The sequence below is a fragment of the Rhodospirillales bacterium genome (genome assembly GCA_014323865.1).
In the GTDB taxonomy this organism is placed as follows: Bacteria; Pseudomonadota; Alphaproteobacteria; order SP197; family SP197; genus SP197.
This window is the reverse complement of sequence record JACONG010000018.1, coordinates 64,944-80,992: the sequence shown is the minus strand read 5'-3', so window position 1 is coordinate 80,992 and position 16,049 is coordinate 64,944. Positions and strand designations below refer to the sequence as shown.

The window sequence follows — 16,049 nt, the reverse complement described above, 5'->3', positions numbered from 1 at the left end:
CCCTTACTCGGCAGGCTGCGCAGCCGCGAGCGGCGGCCGGGCGACCCGTTCCTCGCGCACGTCGCCGCGCACGGTCCGCCACAGGTTGTAAACCATGATCAGTGAACCCAGCAGGAAGAGCACGCCTCCCAGGGCACGCACGATGTAGAACGGGTGCTTCGCATCGACAGTCTCGATGAAGGCGTACTGCAGAAAGCCGTTGGCATCGTAAGTGCGCCACATCAGGCCTTCCATGATGCCTGTCACCCACATCGTCGCGATGTAGAGCAGGATACCGACGGTCGAGATCCAGAAGTGCCAGTTGACCAGCTGGATCGAGTAGAGACGGTCGCGCTTCCAGAGCTTCGGGAAAAGGTAGTACATCGCGCCGAAGCTGATGTAGGCGACCCAGCCCAGGGCACCGGAGTGTACATGGCCGATCGTCCAGTCGGTGTAATGGCTCAGGCTGTTGACCGCGCGGATCGACATCATCGGGCCCTCGAAGGTCGACATGCCGTAGAAGCCGACCGAGACGACCATCATGCGCAGCACGGGGTCGGTCCTGAGTTTCCACCAGGCGCCCTTCAGCGTCATCAGGCCGTTGATCATGCCGCCCCAGCTCGGCATCCACAGCATGACCGAGAAGATCATGCCCAGGGTCTGCGACCATTCGGGCAGAGCCGTATAGTGGAGGTGATGGGGCCCGGCCCAGATGTACAGGAAGATGAGCGACCAGAAGTGCACGATCGACAGGCGGTACGAATAGATCGGCCGCTCCGCCTGTTTGGGCACGAAGTAGTACATGATGCCCAGGAAGCCCGCGGTCAGGAAGAAACCCACCGCGTTGTGTGCATACCACCACTGGGTCAGCGCATCCTGAACGCCGGCATAGAGCGAGTAGCTCTTCATGCCGACCACACTGACCGGCACCGTCAGGTTGTTGACGATGTGGAGCACCGCCACGGTCAGAATGAAGGCTAGGAAAAACCAGTTCGCCACATAGATATGCGGCTCCCTGCGCTTCATGATCGTGCCCGCGAAGACGACCAGGTAGACCACCCAGACGACCGTCAGCCAGAGATCGGCCATCCACTCGGGCTCGGCATATTCACGGCCCTGCGTTATGCCGTTCACATAACCCCAGGCCGCCATGACGATGAAGAACTGGTAGCCCCAGAACAGGAAGCTGGCAGCCGTAGGCCCGCCGAAGAGTGCGGCCCGACAGGTCCTCTGGACGCAGTAGAGCGATGTCGCAAAAAGCGCATTGCCGCCGAACGCGAAGATCGCGGCCGACGTGTGAAGCGGGCGAAGCCGTCCGAAGCTGGTGTATTCGAGGCCCAGATTGAGCTGCGGCCAGGCAAGCTGCAGGGCGATGTAGACACCCGCGAGAAAGGCCACGACCCCCCAGAAAACCGTGGCGATCGAAAACAGGCGGATGACCTGCTCATTGTAGACGACCGGAGCCTCGGCCGTTTGTATCGCCTCGCTCATGCGGCACCTCCATTGAAACCGGGCCTTGAGACCGGACATTGAAGCCAGGCGCGTCAGGATGAACCGACCGAACGGATCCCTGGACGGCCTGGATTCCCGTCAATGCCGATCTTCGCAAATGCAGCCGGCAGCAGCATTGATGCAGGTCAAGTTGTCGTTTCCGTGGGCCGGCACACAAGCGCCGGTCCCGTCGCGGAACACGATCGGCCGCGCCGTCAGGCGACCCGACGGCGGGCGGTCGTGGTGCCCTTCGGGACGTTCCAGAGGACGGCGCACCTCAGCCATGTCCGACATCGACACCTCCCCACACCGTTTCAATCGGATCAGCCGCCACTCGGAACCGTCAATTCGGGACTGTCAGTTCGGGACCGTCATGTCGATGTCCATCAAGCCTCCTGAAACGCGAACGAGGCCTCGAAAGGCGCAAGCTGCGGTTTGCCGAGAATCCAGTCGGCCGCGCGCGCGGCGATCATCTGCGTCGGCGCGTTGAGATTCGCGCTGATCACGCGCGGCATGATGGAGGCATCGACCACGCGCAGCGCCTCCATGCCGTGAACCCTGAGTTCCGAATCCACGACGGCATCAGCATCGTCGCCCATGCGGCACGTTCCACACGGGTGGTAATCGGTGGTGACGAGCGCACGAACGGCATTCGCGATCTCCTCATCCGTCCTGACGTCGGGTCCGGGTGAGATTTCCACACCGCGCAGTTCGTCGAAGGCCGGCTGCGCCACAAGCTCGCGCATCTTCTTCACACCCTCGACCAGCTCGGCAAGGTCGTGCGGATCGCTGAGATAGCGGAAGAACATGGCCGGTTTCTCGCCGGGATCCGGCGAACGCAGTTCCAGGTGGCCTTTGCTGCGCGGGCGCAACTGGTCGGTCTGCAGCATGAACTGCTGTTTCAGCCGAATCGTCGTGCCCTCATACTCGTAGCCGGTCGGTCCGAAGTGATACTGCAGATTGGGATAGGCGACGTTCTCGTTACCCCGGATCAGGCCTCCGGCCTCCCAGATATTCGATGCCGCAAGCCCCTTCCGGGTCAGCATCCACTGCACACCGGCCGCCAGCCTGTTGAGCGGACGATCGACACGGTGCATCGCGAACGACTTCGTGCACGACCACGAGAGAGCAACCGTGCCATGGTCCTGCAGGTTCTGACCCACGCCGGGAAGTTCGCAGCGCACATCGATGCCATGCGCGCGCAGGTGATCGCCCGGCCCGATGCCCGAGAGCATCAGCGCCTGGGGCGAGTTGATCGCGCCGCCCGACAGGATCACCTCCTTCCCGGCCTCGACCGTGTGCCGCTCGCCGCGATGATCGAACACCACGCCTGAGGCGCGATTGCCGTCGATGACGATGCGCTGAACCATCGCCCCGGTCCGAAGCGTCAGGTTGGAGCGCGCGAGCGACGGCCGCAGATGCGCAACCGCGGCACTGCAACGCCGGCCGTTGCGCCTGGTGGCATCGAGGCGCGTCACCCCTTCCGGCTGATAGCCGTTTGCGTCGTCGGTCTGTCCCTGCCCGGCCTGGCCGCCGGCTTCGAGAAAGGTGTCGTAGAGCGGGTTTTCGGTCGATCCGCGCGTCACGCCGAGCGGGCCGTCGCCGCCGCGCCAGTCGCTCGCGCCCCGGTCGCTGGTCTCACCTGCCTTGAAATACGGCAGACAGTTCGCGTAGCGCCATTCCGTTAAGCCCGGTTCGTCGGCCCAGCGGTCGTAGTCCTGCGGCTGACCGCGCATGTAGACCATCGAGTTGATCGATGACGAGCCGCCGACCACCCTGCCGCGGGGCATCTCGATCTGGCGGTTGTGTGCGTCCGGTTCCGGTTCGGTCCGGTAGTTCCAGTTGATCGCAGGGTCCTTGTGTGCCTTGTAGACCCCGGCGGGCATGTGGATCATCAGGCTGCGATCCATCGGCCCGGCCTCGAGAACCAGAACCGAATGGTACCCGTCGGCACTCAGTTTGCTGGCCAGCACACAGCCCGCCGAACCGGCACCGATGATGATGTAGTCGTAGCTTGCCATCTCACCCCTTGCCATCCCGACCGGGCATCAGGCCCCGGCCCCGTTACGGTTTGCCTTGATCCCCGGGCAGGGTCAGCGCGGCACAAGTGGGCGATCCATGGCGCGCACGGCCAACCGAGAAGGCCCCAGACGCGGGCCTACATCAGGCCTTCGCGGGCGACCTCGTCCATGCTCGCCCGGATCGCGGCGCGCATGGTCTGTTCGATGAAATCGATCTCGGACTGGCCCAGGATGAGCGGCGGCGACAGCACCGCCATGTGACCCAGCGGGCGGACGATCAGGCCACGCTGCTGGGCATGTCCGGCGATGCGACCGCCGATGTTGGCCTCCAGCGGGAACGGCTCCCTGGTCTTTTTGTCCCTGACGAACTCCACGCCCTGCATGAAGTGGCTGCCGCGCACCTCGCCGACGACGTCGAGGTCCTCAAGCTTGTGGAGCGCGGTCTCGAACTTCGGCCCGAACTCCCGGACATGGCCGCAAAGGTCCTCGTTCTCCATGATCGCAATGTTGGCGAGACCCGCCGCGCAGGCTGCGGGATGGCCGGAATAGGTCATGCCATGGAGGAAGACGCCGCCCTCGCCCGAGACGACGTCGAAGATCTCCTCACTGAGGAATGTGCCCGACAGCGGCTGATAGCCTGACGTCAGGCCCTTCGCGGAAGAAATGATATCGGGCTGGATGCCGTAGACATCCCGGGATGCGAAGAAATGGCCGAGGCGGCCGAAGGCGGTGACGACCTCGTCGGCGATCATCTTGATGTCGTATTCGGCGCAGATCTCGCGGGTGCGCTTGTGATAGCCGTCGGGCGGCACGATGACGCCGCCGGCACCCATGATCGGTTCCGCAATGAAGGCCGCGATGTTCTCCGCACCTATTGCCTCGATGGTGTCGCGCATCTCCTGGCACAGGTGATCGCAGAACGCCTCGACCGTCATGCCGTCGGGCCGACGGTAGGGATAGGGCGACGAGAGGTGATGCACCAGGTCTTCGGCCGAATACCAGCCGTCGCGATAGGCCGGCGTCGTCATGGCGATCGCGAGATGCGTCGAACCGTGATAGGCGCCGACCCGCGACAGAATCCTGCGCTTCGAGGGCTGGCCCTTGCGCATATGATAGTGGTGCAGGATACGGATGGCGGTATCGTTCGCGACCGAGCCCGAGTTGCCGAAATAGACGTGGTTGAGATCGCCCGGTGCCAGCGAGGTGACCTTCTCCGAGAGCCGTGCGGCCGAAGGATGTGTCAGGTTGTAAAAGGTCGAGTAGTAGTCGAGCTTCCGGAGCTGTTCGGCAATGGCATCGATGATCTCGCGCCGGCCATGCCCGACATTCACACACCACAGCCCGCCGATTCCGTCGAGCATGCGGTTGCCGTCGCCGTCGTAGACATAGGCACCATCGGCCTCGGCGATGACGGTCCGCGCGCCGTCCTGCTTCAGGCCGTGAAGGTCCGCGAAGGAATGAACGAGATGTTCGTCGAGCTTGAGAATCTCGTCGGTCAGGTTCTGGCTGACGTGGCCGTCGTCCATGGTCTGCCCCTCTTCGGCCGGCATCGCGGCCTTTCGTCGTCAGGCCGGAACCTTAGGCGCAATCGCGCATGGGTGGCAACAGTATACAGTATAAGGCGATTGCCCGATGCATTCCCCGTGCCCTAACATTGCACCGACAGCACCTGTCTATCGACATTGGGCTCTGACGTTCGAGCTATAGAGGATGTGCGTGAGCGAGGTATGCGTGAACGTCAGTCGACCGAACCCCCTGGATCAGGAATCAATATGGTTGAGGAGACGAGAGAATGACTGGCACCGGGACACGGGATGTGCGTGGCAGGATCCGACACGGAATCGCGGGCGCCATGCTGGCAACGCTTATGCTGGGCTGCACGGCCGGGGTGGAGACCGACAGAACGGCCGGGGTGGAGACCGACAGAACGGCCGGGGTGGAGACCGACAGAACGGCCGGGGTGGAGACCGACGGATGCGACTGGACAGAAGAAGCGTTCCGGGACGGCGCGGGCCCGCTGGCCGTGGAACGCTGCATCGCCGCCGGGACCGATCTTGATGCGCGGGACAACGAATATGGAGGGACACTGTTGCACTGGGCGGCGGTTGGCGGCAGGGCGGAGACCGTGGAAGCCCTGATCGAAGCCGGGGCCGATCTCGATGCGCAGGACGCCGAATACGGAGGGACACCGCTGCACTGGGCGGCGAGTGAGGGCACAGCGGAGACCGTGCAGGCCCTGATCGACGCAGGGGCAGACATCCGCGCGCAGAGCAAAGACGGATGGACACCGCTGCACTTCGCGGTGGAATTCGGCACAGCGGAGACCGTGCAGGCCCTGATCGAGGCCGGGGCAGACATCCGCGCGCGGAGCGAAGACGGATGGACAGCGCTGCACTTCGCGGCACAATTCAGCACAGCGGAGACTGTGAAGGCCCTGATCGAGGCCGGGGCCGATCTCGATGCGCAGGACGCCGAATACGGAGGGACACCGCTGCACTGGGCCGCGCGTGACGGCACAGCGGAGACCGTGCAGACCCTGATCGACGCAGGGGCAGACATCCGTGCGCGGAGCGAAGACGGATGGACAGCGCTGCACTTCGCGGCACAATTCAGCACAGCGGAGACTGTGAAGGCACTGATCGACGCAGGGGCCGATATCGGGGCGCAGGACGACGAAGACGGAGCGACACCGCTGCACTGGGCCGCGCGTGACGGCACAGCGGAGAGCGTGAAGGCCCTGATCGACGCAGGGGCCGATATCCGCGCGCGGGACAAATACGGATGGACAGCGCTGCACTTCGCGGCACAATTCAGCAGAGTGGAGAGCGTGAAGGCCCTGATCGACGCAGGGGCAGACATCCGCGCGCGGGACGACGAAGACGGAGCGACACCGCTGCACTGGGCCGCGAGTAACGGCACAGCGGAGACCGTGAAGGCCCTGATCGACGCAGGGGCCGATATCAGGGCGCGGGACAAATACGGATGGACAGCGCTGCACTTCGCGGCACAATTCAGCAGAGCGGAGAGCGTGAAGGCCCTGATCGACGCAGGGGCCGATATCGGAGCGCGGAACGACGAAGGCGGAGCGACACCGCTGCACTGGGCCGCGAGTCGCGGCACAGCGGAGACCGTGCAGACCCTGATCGACGCCGGAGCCGATATCGGGGCGCGGGACGACGAATACGGAGCGACACCGCTGCACTGGGCGGCGAGTGGCGGCACAGCGGAGACCGTGCAGACCCTGATCGACGCAGGGGCCGATATCCGCGCGCGGGACAGATACGGCGCGCTTCCTGTCGATCTCGCCAGGAATAACGAAGCCATTCTCGATCATGCCGTGTTCGAGAAACTCAAGGAGGCGACCGGGGAGACGAGCGAATGAGCATCGCCCAGCCTGGCATGACCCCGCTGCACATGGCAGCGGCTTCCGGCGACATGGAAGCCGGCGACATGGTAAGGAATCGATGCCTCGGTCGCCGCCGGGGCCGAGCCGCCGGGGCCGAATTGCACGATCGACGGCACGATCTTCCAGCCGGAAGCCCGGGCGCAATCGCGCATGGGTGGCAACAGAGTGAGGCGATTGACCGATGCATCCCCGTGCCCTAGATTGCGCCGGCAGCGAACATGGATCGAACACAGATCGACATCGGCTCCTGACGTTCGGGCTGTTCAGGGGTGCGTGAATGTCAAGCCACCGAACCATTTGGATGAACATGCCCTTTGGATCGACATGAGGAGACGAGAGAATGATTTGCACCGGAACACGGGGCACCGAAACACAAGATGTGCGTGGCAGGACCCGCCACGGAATCGTGGGCGCAATCCTGGCAACACTGATGCTGACCGGCCAGGCCGGGGCGCAGGTCGTCGGATGCAACTGGACGGAGGAGGCGTTCTGGGACGGTGCGGACCTGCCGGCCGTGGAACGCTGCATCGCCGCCGGGGCCGATATCGGAGCGCGGGACACACACGGAGGGACACCGCTGCACTTGGCGGCGGGTAGCGGCACAGTGGAGACCGTGCAGGCCCTGATCGACGCAGGGGCCAACATTGAGGCGCGAGCCGGATCCGGATGGACACCGCTGCACCGGGCGGCAGCCTTCGGCACAGCGGAGATGGTGGAGGCCCTGATCGCCGCCGGGGCCGACATCGGGGTGCGGGAAGGCATCTTTGAATTTACACCGCTGCACTTGGCAGCGGCGGAGACCGTGCAGGCTCTGACCGCCGCCGGGGCCGACATTGAGGCGCGGGGTACTATCGACGGATGGACACCGCTGCACCGGGCGGCGGCTTACGACACAGCGGAGACCGTGGAGGCCCTGATCGCCGCCGGGGCCGACATCAGGGCGCAGACCGAAGACGGCAGGCTCGCCGTCGATCTTGCCGAAGACAACGAAGCGGTGCGCAACCATCCCGTCTTCTGGACGCTGAACGAAGCGCGGTATGACTGACCGGCGGGGCCGGGATCGCGGCGCGAAACGACGGCGGCACACGTCCTGTCGATCTTGCTGCACAGGCCACGGCTTCGCGCTCTTTCATGCGGTAACGCCACACCCTCGCGGTCGGCCCAGCGTTGCACCGTGAGCGCACACAGACCCGGATGGCCGGGGCGCCCCGGACAGGTGCTCGGATCGGCCGGCGTCACGCCGCCGAAGGCGATCCGAAAGCGGCTGTCTGACGTATCGGATGCCGATCGTCGGGACGGGCAATGATGCGTCTTCCGGTATCCATTCTTGCCGCACACGGCTCGCTCGCCTTTCCCCTGGCAGCGATCTTTCTGTGCCTGCAGGTCCATGTTCCAACCTTCTATGCCACAAATCCCGGCATGAGCCTGACCGCCGTGGGCGGGATCCTGCTGATGGCCCGGCTCTGGGACGCCGTGACGGATCCCGTCATTGGCTACTTCTCGGACCGGACACCCGGCTGTCTGGGGCGTCGCCGTGCCTGGATCGTCGTCGGTTGTCCCGTCATCGCCCTTGCCACGATGCAGCTCTTCATGCCGCCCGAGGGTGCGGGAGCCGGCCATCTCATGATCTGGACGGCGGTTCTCTACCTCGCTGGCACCATGGTGATCGTGCCCATGAACGCCTGGGGTGCCGAGCTGTCGCCGGATTACCACCAGCGCAGCAGGGTGACCGGAACCCGCGCGGCATTCGGTCTCATGGGGACGCTTGGCGTTCTGAGCGTGCCGGCCTTCATGTCCGGAAACAGCGCGACCGGGCTTGGCCCGACACTCTCGACAAGCGCGATCATCGGCTCGACCCTCCTGATCGTCGCCGTCGTCTGGACTGTGCTGGTCGTGCCTGACCGGGCGCGTGTCTCGATGCCTGAGGCTGGCTGGCGCGCCACCTGGAACCTGTTGCGCCAACGCTCGCCGTTCCGCTCCCTCCTGACGGCCTTCCTCGTGAACGGCACGGCGAACGCGATTCCCGCGACCCTGTTCGTGCTCTATGTCGGCCATGTGCTGGAGCGGCCCGAAGCGATGCCGCTCCTCCTGCTGCTCTACTTCGGTGCCGCAGCCGTGTCGGTGCCGTTCTGGGTTGCTGCCTCGCGCCGCTGGGGCAAGTGCGCAAGCTGGCGCACCGCGATGGTGGCCGCCTCACTCTCGTTTGTCTGGGCCGTCTTCCTGGGGCCCGGCGACCTCGCCAGCTTTATCGCCATCACGCTGGCGGTCGGCCTGCTGGCCGGGGCGGATTTGGTTCTTCCGTCGGCGCTTCAGGCCGACCTGATCGAATGGGACGAACACCGCACCGGCCACCGGCGGGCAGGCCTGTTCTTTGCGCTCTGGGGCATGGCGACAAAGCTCTCGTTCGCTTTTGCGGTCGGCCTCGCGTTTCCGCTCCTCGACCTCGCCGGTTTCGACGCCGCAGGCGTCAACCGCGAGGACTCCGTCTTCGTTCTGGCCCTGCTCTATGGCGGTCTGCCGATTGCGCTCAAGCTGGCGGCCGTCGCCATGCTGCGGAACTATGCCATCACGCGCGATGTGCATGACAGCATACGTTCAGAGCTCGCCCTGCGCAGTGCCGGTCAGGTTCGGTGAGCGACCCGCGAATGCTGCAAGGATTGACGATCCCAGGGTCATCCGCCTGTTCAACTGACGCGTAGCACAGTCCATGACATCGCAAACCGAAACGCTCTTGCCGACCCCGCTGTCCTTCGCCTGGCGTCCGATCGCCAAGGGCATGGCGCGACGCGCGGCGTACGGCTCGATCCACCTTTCGCTTCCCGGCATGGCCGGCGTGACGATCCAGCATCGGTTGCCCGGCCCGGCTGCCGAGCTGGAGGTGCGTTCACCGCGTCTGCTTTGGCGTATCCGGCGGCGCGGCGTCGTGGGTTTCGCTGAGTCCTACATGGCCGGCGAGTGCAACACGCCCGATCTGCGGGCCGTCATGGAATGGGCCATCGTGAACGAAGCCTCGCTGGTGCCGGTTCTGAAGGGTGGCTTCTCCAACCGCCTCTCGACCCTGGGGCACCGCCTGCGGCCGAACACGCGTAGCGGCTCGCGCAGGAATATCCGTCGCCACTACGACCTTTCGAACGCGTTCTACGGTGCCTGGCTCGACCCGACGATGACCTATTCGTCCGCGCTCTTCGAAGGCGACTTCAGCCGCCCTCTGGAGGATGCCCAGAACGCGAAGTATGCCCGCATCGCCGAGATGGCCGAAATCGAACCGCACCATCATGTGCTCGAGGTCGGCTGCGGCTGGGGCGGGTTCGCCATCCGGTCTGCCAGCACGATCGGCTGCCGTGTCACCGCCATCACCATCTCCCGGGCTCAGTACGACGCGACATGCGCACACGTCTCCGCAGCGGGCCTGGATGACAGGATCGACGTGCGGCTCGTCGATTATCGCGATATCGACGGCCAGTTCGACCGGATCGTCTCGATCGAAATGATGGAGGCCGTCGGCGAGCGTTTCTGGCCGGTCTATGCCCGGGCGCTTCACGATCGTCTGACACCCGGCGGTCGTGCCGTTCTCCAGGTCATCACGATCCACGAGGACATGTTCGAGACCTACCGCCGGCGTGCCGACTTCATACAGACCTACATCTTCCCCGGTGGCATGCTTCCGACGCCCTCCCGCATCGAAGCCGCGGGGCGTGACGTAGGGCTCGATTGCACCGCGATCCACAGCTTCGGTGCCGATTACGCGGAGACCCTTCGCCGTTGGCGCCATGCGTTCGAAGAGGCCTGGCCCTCCATCGAGTCGGCGTCGTTCGACGAGCGGTTCCGTCGCATGTGGCTCTACTACCTGACCTACTGCGAAGTGGGATTCGACACCGGCCGCATCAATGTCGGCCTCTTTGCACTGGATCGATCGTGACCGAACCGATGACCTTCCCCCAGCGGCTCGAGCTGGCGCGATTCTTCGATGGATCGACGACGGCCTGGGGCATGGTGATCGATCGGAGAGGCCGGGTCCGCCGCCGCTTCCGGGCCGGCATTGTCGGCACGAGATACGACGACCGTCTCGTGCTTGATGAGTCCTTCGTATTCGACGATGGCGAGCGTGACACGCGCGTCTGGACGATTGAGCAGGATGGTGCATCGCTGTCCGGCGTGGCTGACGATATCCTCGACCAAGCCAGCGGCAGGCTTGAAGGACCGATGCTGCGGTGGAGCTACGACATGATGCTGCCGGTGGGCGGTCGCCGGGTAAAGGTGTCGTTCGACGACTGGATGGTGCTGGCCGACCACGACATCATGCTCAGCCGTGCCGACATCAGGAAGTTCGGTATCCGGTTCGGCGAGATCGTCATCGCCTTCAGGCGCGACGAGACCGCCAGTCACTGATCACGATTGGCCGCCCGTGCAATGCGGGTGTTGATCGCACGGAGGATGGAACGCAGGACGGGAACATGCGTCAGGATCGTGGATGCGGAGTCCCAGCGATCGAGGTGTTCGGCAATTCGGTCATCGCCTCCAAACACCACAACGCTCGCACCGTCGATGACGAGACACCGCCGACGAACAGTCCCCGTCATGGTCCAGCTCAGAAATCCCTGTTCATCGCCCACGGCCAGATCATGAACCCGGAACCGCACGTCGGGTGACATGCGCAGCATCGACGCCAGAACCCTCTTCATGGCCTCACGGCCCCGTATGTCATGGAAGGGATCGACAAAACGCACGCCGTCGGTCACCAGATCGTCCAGGCGGACGAGCGTTTCTGTTTCTACCGTGAGTTTCTCGAAGAACTCGGCGTAAGCGCGGAGGGTTTCGAGCCGCGTCAAGACCCCACCATTCGTCGCGTAACTGCGAAGGCCAGGAATCGCGGCAGCTTGCCGAGAAGACCCATCGCGCATGACATTTGCCAGGGAAATGCCACCTCGAACCGATCGCCGTGCAGGCGCTCGGCAATGATCCCGGCGGCACGGTCGACGGGGACGAGAAACGGCATGGGGAAGCTGTTCTTGTCGGTCAGGGGCGTCTTCACGAAACCAGGGTTCACGATCTGGATCGTGATTCCGTCCCGTGCGCATTCGACCCGAAGCGCTTCGGCCAGGTTGACCAGTGCCGCTTTGGTAGCGCCATAAACACCGGCATTGGGCAAGCCGAAACGGCTGGTGAGCGAACCGACAAGTGCGATGTGACCCCGTTGCCGGGCGCACATGCGCTCGAGCAGAGGCTCAAGCGCGTTGACGATCCCACCGAGATTGACATCAATCTGCCGGCGCGCCTCGTCGGCACTGAACGCCGTCGCGGCCATGGACTGGTAAGTGCCCGCGTTCAGGACAGCCGTGTGGAGTTCACCACAATGCCGTTCGATCTCTTCGACCGTCTCCGCGACCTTGGCGGCATCGGTGACATCGAGCGGAAACGGTACGATCCGGCCGAGCCTCGGCGTATCCGCAAGGGCGGCCAAAGCGTCGGCGTTGCGCGCGCTGACCGCAACCACGTAGCCATCGGCCGCCAGGCGCTTGGCAAGCGCTTCGCCAATACCGCTGCTCGCGCCCGTGACCCAGACACAACGCTTGCCCGAGGAATCGATCGGCATGCGATCAGATCGTTGTCTGCGCGACAATGGCGTTCCAGGCCATGTCATCGGGGCGGGTCCGCACACGGTAGTCGATGTCGGAGCCCCGGGCATCAAACGCCATTCCGTTCCATAGGCCGTCGGCACCGTACCACATGGTCATCCGGAGATCGCCCGAGACGTCGAAGCGGCGTGCCTCTGCCGGCGCACCGGCCACCGTGATCGTCTCACTGCCCTGGGCGCGATACGCGATCTTGAGGATCCGGCCCTTCTGCGTGCCGACCAGCATCGACTGCTCGGGCGTCCCGGGATGCCAATAGCCGGTCGTGAGCAGGTGACCGGGTGCGACGTTGCGGGTGCCGTCAGCATCGATGACGAGCTCGTCGGCCTCACGCCGGATGGAAACGATGTGATCGGTACCGTCATCGTGGGTCGCGGAATCCAGACGCTGCAGCCGGCCATCGCGCCACACTTCGCGGTTCTGATGGGTGTAGCGGAACACCGTCACCCACGCGAAGACGACCTCCAGGTCGATCGTGATGTCAACGACCAGATCGTCCCCTTCCCGGTGGAAGCTGAGGCCGTGGACGCCGATGGGTTCATCGTCTCGATAGACGTCGAACACAAGCTCGCTATCGGTTGCTGCCGAGACGGCCGGGCGATGCAGCAAGGCGCAGGTCGCAGCGCCGAGGAACGTACGACGAGATGTCCTGGTCATCCTGATGCTCCGGTTTCAGCGACGATGTCCGGCGCGGCGGCCGGGCGATGTCGGAACAGGGGGACGCGCTTGAACCAGAGGCGCAGCGCTTCGAAATGGATCGCGGCAATCACCTTGAACGTCATCAGGGGGAACCGGGCCAGTGCGCGGGCCAGCGCCCCGTCTTCCAGTGCGCGCCGCTCACCGGTCTGCACGGCGATCAGTCTTGTATCGCCGTCGAGTGCATAGCGGATCTGTACGTTGAACCTCTCGTCCGGCGGGGTCAGGCGAAAGCTGTAGCTTCCGTCGACCGGGAAGAACGGAGAAACATGAAGCGCCTTGGGGCATGACTGGCGCACGACGTCCTCGTCACCCGAAACCGGGATCAGATAACTCCGGCGTTCCCCGAAGGTGTTGCGGACCTCGTAGATCACCACGGCCAGGCGGTCGTCGCGGTCGTGGCAGAGCCAGATTGTCAAGGGGTTGAAGGCGAAGCCGAGGACACGCGGCAGGCAAAGCAAACGGATCGGGCCACCCGGAACCGGCAGTCCCGCACGCCTGATTCCGCTTTCGGCCCAGTCCCGCAGGCTCGTGCCGTCACACGGACCGTGGTCACGATCATGGAAGGCGATCGGCGCAGGGCGGTTGTGGCCGAACAGCCGCGAGCTCGCGTCGAGCGATACCATCTCGTCGATGTCGAGCAACATGGTGAACGCATCATAGACAAAGCGGTGTCGGCGAGGCACCAGGCGATGGTGCATGACCTGCCCGACGTAGACACAGCTGCTCCAGCGCGACATCACGCAGCCTTGGCCGGCGGCGCAGGCGCGGCGATCCACGGTGCCAGCCGGTCGTCCGCCGCGCTCCACCACGGCGCAGGCGATCCCAGCGCGGCGGCCACCTGGAGGCCGGAGCGAAGACCGTCCTCGTGAAATCCGTTACCGGTGTAGCTGCCGCAGAACCAGAGACCGTCACGGCCCTGCAGGCCGCCAAGGCTCTCCCGGGCACGCAAGGCACCGAGATCGAACTGCGGGTGATCGTAGGTCATGCGTGCGAACACGAGCTCATCGCGAGGCGCTCGCGGCGGGTTGAGCGTGACAAGGATGTCCTGCGTGGTGTCGAGCTCCTGCAAGCGGTTCATCCAGTAGCTCACAGCGATCCTGCGATCACCCTCGCCCGTCCTGCTGCCGAGGTAGTTCCAGCTCGACCAGAGGCGCTGGCGCCTGGGCATCAGCGCGGGGTCGCGATGGAGCCAGGCCTCGTTGGGCTGATAGCGGAAAGCGCCGAGCACCGACGACCGCTCCCGATCGGGGTCACCGGCCAGAAGACGCGCCGACTGATCTCCATGCGTGGCCATGACCACCGCATCATAGGACACACTGTAGCCATTGGCCAATTCAACACACGGACGCCCCGCCTCGACGCGGACCGCGGCAACGGGTGCAGAGAGATGCAATCCGCCGTCGAAGTCGTCGAGCAGGCGGGAGACGTAGTTTGCGCTGCCGCCGGAGACTGTTCGCCAACGAACCCGTCCTGAGAACTTCAGCAGCTGATGATTGCGAAAGAACGCAACGAAGGAACGCACGGGATAGTCCATGATGTCATTGAGACTGGACGACCAGATCGCACCGGCCATGGGCGCGAGGAAGCGCCGCACGAAGTGTTCGTGGTAGCCATGTCGTGCGAGCCAGGGGCCCAGCGCCTCACTGTCCGTGGCAGGATCGTCCAGCACAGCCTCGGCCTGCCGGAAGAACCGCACGGCATTGGCCAGGAGGGCCCAGTGCGATCGGCTGACAAGCTGTCCGGGGGAGCCGAAGAGCCCCAGGGGACGCCCTGCCATCTCCCAACCGCCGTCATCAAGCGAGACGGCAAACGACATGTCGCTTTCCATGTTGGGCACCGCGAGGTGCTCGAAGAGACGGTTCAGGTGCGGGTAATTCAACGTGTTGTAGACAATGAAACCCGTGTCGACGGACACGGGCTTGCCAGCCACCGAAATGTCCTGCGTATGGGCATGGCCACCCGGCCGCCCTTCCGCTTCGAGCAGCGTCACGGCGTGGCCACGGGACAGGGCCCAAGCCGCACCGAGACCGGCGATTCCGGCACCGATGACTGCAATTTTCATGGTGTGACCCCGCAACTCCAATGTTGTTCGCATATCCCAAGACCACGGATCACACCTTATTCTGATCCATGTCGCCGCCGTATGCGTAATGCTTTTGTTGTTCGGGAGGCAAAATGCTTGATCACAGCGTCGAAAGTGGATTTGCTGGTGGCAATCCAGCCGGTTTAGACAGGTTCATGCTCTGCGGCCCGGAACAGCGCGTATCCAAGCTTGGACCGCACGAAAGCGATCTCGTGGCCGTTGGTCGCAATGGCGATCGGGTGGCGTTTCGCCGCCTTTTCGAGCACTTTGCGCCGCGTCTGCATTCCTTTCTCCTACGCAAGAACAGTTCGCCTGCCCTGGCGGAGGACGTGGTTCAGGACGTGTTCGCCAGCGTATGGCGCCGTTCATCGACCTTCGATCCGTCGAAGGCGTCGGCGTCGACCTGGATTTTCACCATTGCCCGCAACCGCAGGATCGATCTGGCGCGACGGGCGCGTCCCGAGGTCGACATCAACGATCCGGCGACGGTTCCGGAGGAGGCCGACCACAGCCCGCTTCCCGATGAGCGGGCCAATCACAGCCAAATGTCACGCCTGCTGGCCAATGCGGTCACAACGCTGCCGAAGGAGCAATCCGATCTGATTGCCATGGCGTACCAGCGTGACATGTCACATTCGGAAATCGCTGACGAGCTTGGCCTGCCCCTGGGAACCGTGAAATCGCGGCTTCGCCTGGCTCTCAACAAGCTGCGTCATGCCATGGAGGGACTGCAGTGA

Annotated in this window: 14 protein-coding genes; 6 read left to right on the top strand and 8 right to left on the bottom strand. The window is 64.4% G+C overall.

The genetic code is table 11. The features are described 5' to 3' along the window. Positions 1 to 3: 3 nt before the first annotated feature. From ccoN to GDA49_14035, 3 genes are all read right to left on the bottom strand, one after another. Positions 4 to 1,470 carry a cytochrome-c oxidase, cbb3-type subunit I gene (gene ccoN / locus GDA49_14045; GenBank protein ID MBC6441494.1) on the bottom strand — a complete coding sequence of 489 codons (1,467 nt, stop codon included), beginning with the start codon at positions 1,468 to 1,470 and terminating at the stop codon, positions 4 to 6. A 386-nt stretch (positions 1,471 to 1,856) separates the two neighbouring features. Continuing rightward, positions 1,857 to 3,491, bottom strand: a complete 1,635-nt coding sequence (locus tag GDA49_14040; GenBank protein MBC6441493.1) for a choline dehydrogenase — start codon at positions 3,489 to 3,491, stop codon at positions 1,857 to 1,859. A 137-nt stretch (positions 3,492 to 3,628) separates the two neighbouring features. Continuing rightward, on the bottom strand, positions 3,629 to 5,017 hold the full coding sequence (locus GDA49_14035; GenBank protein MBC6441492.1) for an aminotransferase: 1,389 nt from the start codon (positions 5,015 to 5,017) through the stop codon (positions 3,629 to 3,631). Positions 5,018 to 5,343: 326 nt separating this feature from the next. On the opposite strand from GDA49_14035, the gene GDA49_14030 reads away from it, so the two are divergent. The 5 genes from GDA49_14030 to GDA49_14010 all read left to right on the top strand — a co-directional run bounded on the left by GDA49_14030 (position 5,344) and on the right by GDA49_14010 (position 11,286). Beyond that, positions 5,344 to 6,873 (top strand): ankyrin repeat domain-containing protein, encoded by a 1,530-nt coding sequence (locus GDA49_14030; GenBank protein MBC6441491.1) that lies wholly within the window; start codon positions 5,344 to 5,346, stop codon positions 6,871 to 6,873. A gap of 364 nt (positions 6,874 to 7,237) precedes the next feature. Next, the gene (locus GDA49_14025; protein ID MBC6441490.1) at positions 7,238 to 7,942 is read left to right on the top strand and encodes an ankyrin repeat domain-containing protein; all 705 of its coding nucleotides are present in this window, start codon (positions 7,238 to 7,240) and stop codon (positions 7,940 to 7,942) included. Positions 7,943 to 8,199: 257 nt separating this feature from the next. Next, positions 8,200 to 9,531, top strand: coding sequence for an MFS transporter (locus GDA49_14020; GenBank protein MBC6441489.1), 1,332 nt, complete (start codon positions 8,200 to 8,202; stop codon positions 9,529 to 9,531). 73 nt (positions 9,532 to 9,604) lie between these two features. Next, positions 9,605 to 10,816, top strand: coding sequence for a class I SAM-dependent methyltransferase (locus GDA49_14015; protein MBC6441488.1), 1,212 nt, complete (start codon positions 9,605 to 9,607; stop codon positions 10,814 to 10,816). Continuing rightward, complete coding sequence (locus GDA49_14010; protein ID MBC6441487.1) at positions 10,813 to 11,286, top strand: DUF3833 family protein; 474 nt, start codon at positions 10,813 to 10,815, stop codon at positions 11,284 to 11,286. Before GDA49_14015 ends, GDA49_14010 begins: the two co-directional genes overlap by 4 nt. On the opposite strand, the gene GDA49_14005 is transcribed toward GDA49_14010, so the two are convergent. The 5 genes from GDA49_14005 to GDA49_13985 are packed head-to-tail and all read right to left on the bottom strand — an operon-like array spanning position 11,280 to position 15,291. Beyond that, entirely contained in the window at positions 11,280 to 11,726 is a 447-nt protein-coding gene (locus GDA49_14005; protein MBC6441486.1) for a nuclear transport factor 2 family protein, read from the bottom strand. The two genes, GDA49_14010 and GDA49_14005, sit on opposite strands and share 7 nt — an antisense overlap. After that, entirely contained in the window at positions 11,723 to 12,490 is a 768-nt protein-coding gene (locus GDA49_14000; GenBank protein ID MBC6441485.1) for an SDR family NAD(P)-dependent oxidoreductase, read from the bottom strand. Before GDA49_14000 ends, GDA49_14005 begins: the two co-directional genes overlap by 4 nt. A gap of 4 nt (positions 12,491 to 12,494) precedes the next feature. Continuing rightward, positions 12,495 to 13,187, bottom strand: a complete 693-nt coding sequence (locus GDA49_13995; protein MBC6441484.1) for a hypothetical protein — start codon at positions 13,185 to 13,187, stop codon at positions 12,495 to 12,497. Continuing rightward, positions 13,184 to 13,966, bottom strand: coding sequence for a DUF1365 domain-containing protein (locus GDA49_13990; GenBank protein ID MBC6441483.1), 783 nt, complete (start codon positions 13,964 to 13,966; stop codon positions 13,184 to 13,186). Before GDA49_13990 ends, GDA49_13995 begins: the two co-directional genes overlap by 4 nt. Beyond that, positions 13,966 to 15,291: an FAD-dependent oxidoreductase gene (locus GDA49_13985; protein ID MBC6441482.1), complete on the bottom strand. Its 1,326-nt coding sequence runs from the start codon at positions 15,289 to 15,291 to the stop codon at positions 13,966 to 13,968. Before GDA49_13985 ends, GDA49_13990 begins: the two co-directional genes overlap by 1 nt. A 176-nt stretch (positions 15,292 to 15,467) precedes the next feature. Between GDA49_13985 and GDA49_13980 the strand changes: the two genes are divergently transcribed. After that, positions 15,468 to 16,049, top strand: coding sequence for a sigma-70 family RNA polymerase sigma factor (locus GDA49_13980; protein MBC6441481.1), 582 nt, complete (start codon positions 15,468 to 15,470; stop codon positions 16,047 to 16,049).

Bases quoted from the DNA above. Each gene is read 5' to 3' on its own strand.
- GDA49_14040 (MBC6441493.1), bottom strand. From the start codon at position 3,491: ATGGCAAGCTACGACTACATCATCATCGGTGCCGGTTCGGCGGGCTGT.
- GDA49_13995 (MBC6441484.1), bottom strand. From the start codon at position 13,187: ATGACCAGGACATCTCGTCGTACGTTCCTCGGCGCTGCGACCTGCGCC.
- GDA49_14020 (MBC6441489.1), top strand. From the start codon at position 8,200: ATGATGCGTCTTCCGGTATCCATTCTTGCCGCACACGGCTCGCTCGCC.
- GDA49_13985 (MBC6441482.1), bottom strand. From the start codon at position 15,291: ATGAAAATTGCAGTCATCGGTGCCGGAATCGCCGGTCTCGGTGCGGCT.
- GDA49_14035 (MBC6441492.1), bottom strand. From the start codon at position 5,017: ATGGACGACGGCCACGTCAGCCAGAACCTGACCGACGAGATTCTCAAG.
- GDA49_13980 (MBC6441481.1), top strand. From the start codon at position 15,468: ATGCTCTGCGGCCCGGAACAGCGCGTATCCAAGCTTGGACCGCACGAA.
- GDA49_13990 (MBC6441483.1), bottom strand. From the start codon at position 13,966: ATGTCGCGCTGGAGCAGCTGTGTCTACGTCGGGCAGGTCATGCACCAT.
- ccoN (MBC6441494.1), bottom strand. From the start codon at position 1,470: ATGAGCGAGGCGATACAAACGGCCGAGGCTCCGGTCGTCTACAATGAG.
- GDA49_14025 (MBC6441490.1), top strand. From the start codon at position 7,238: ATGATTTGCACCGGAACACGGGGCACCGAAACACAAGATGTGCGTGGC.
- GDA49_14030 (MBC6441491.1), top strand. From the start codon at position 5,344: ATGCTGGCAACGCTTATGCTGGGCTGCACGGCCGGGGTGGAGACCGAC.
- GDA49_14015 (MBC6441488.1), top strand. From the start codon at position 9,605: ATGACATCGCAAACCGAAACGCTCTTGCCGACCCCGCTGTCCTTCGCC.
- GDA49_14000 (MBC6441485.1), bottom strand. From the start codon at position 12,490: ATGCCGATCGATTCCTCGGGCAAGCGTTGTGTCTGGGTCACGGGCGCG.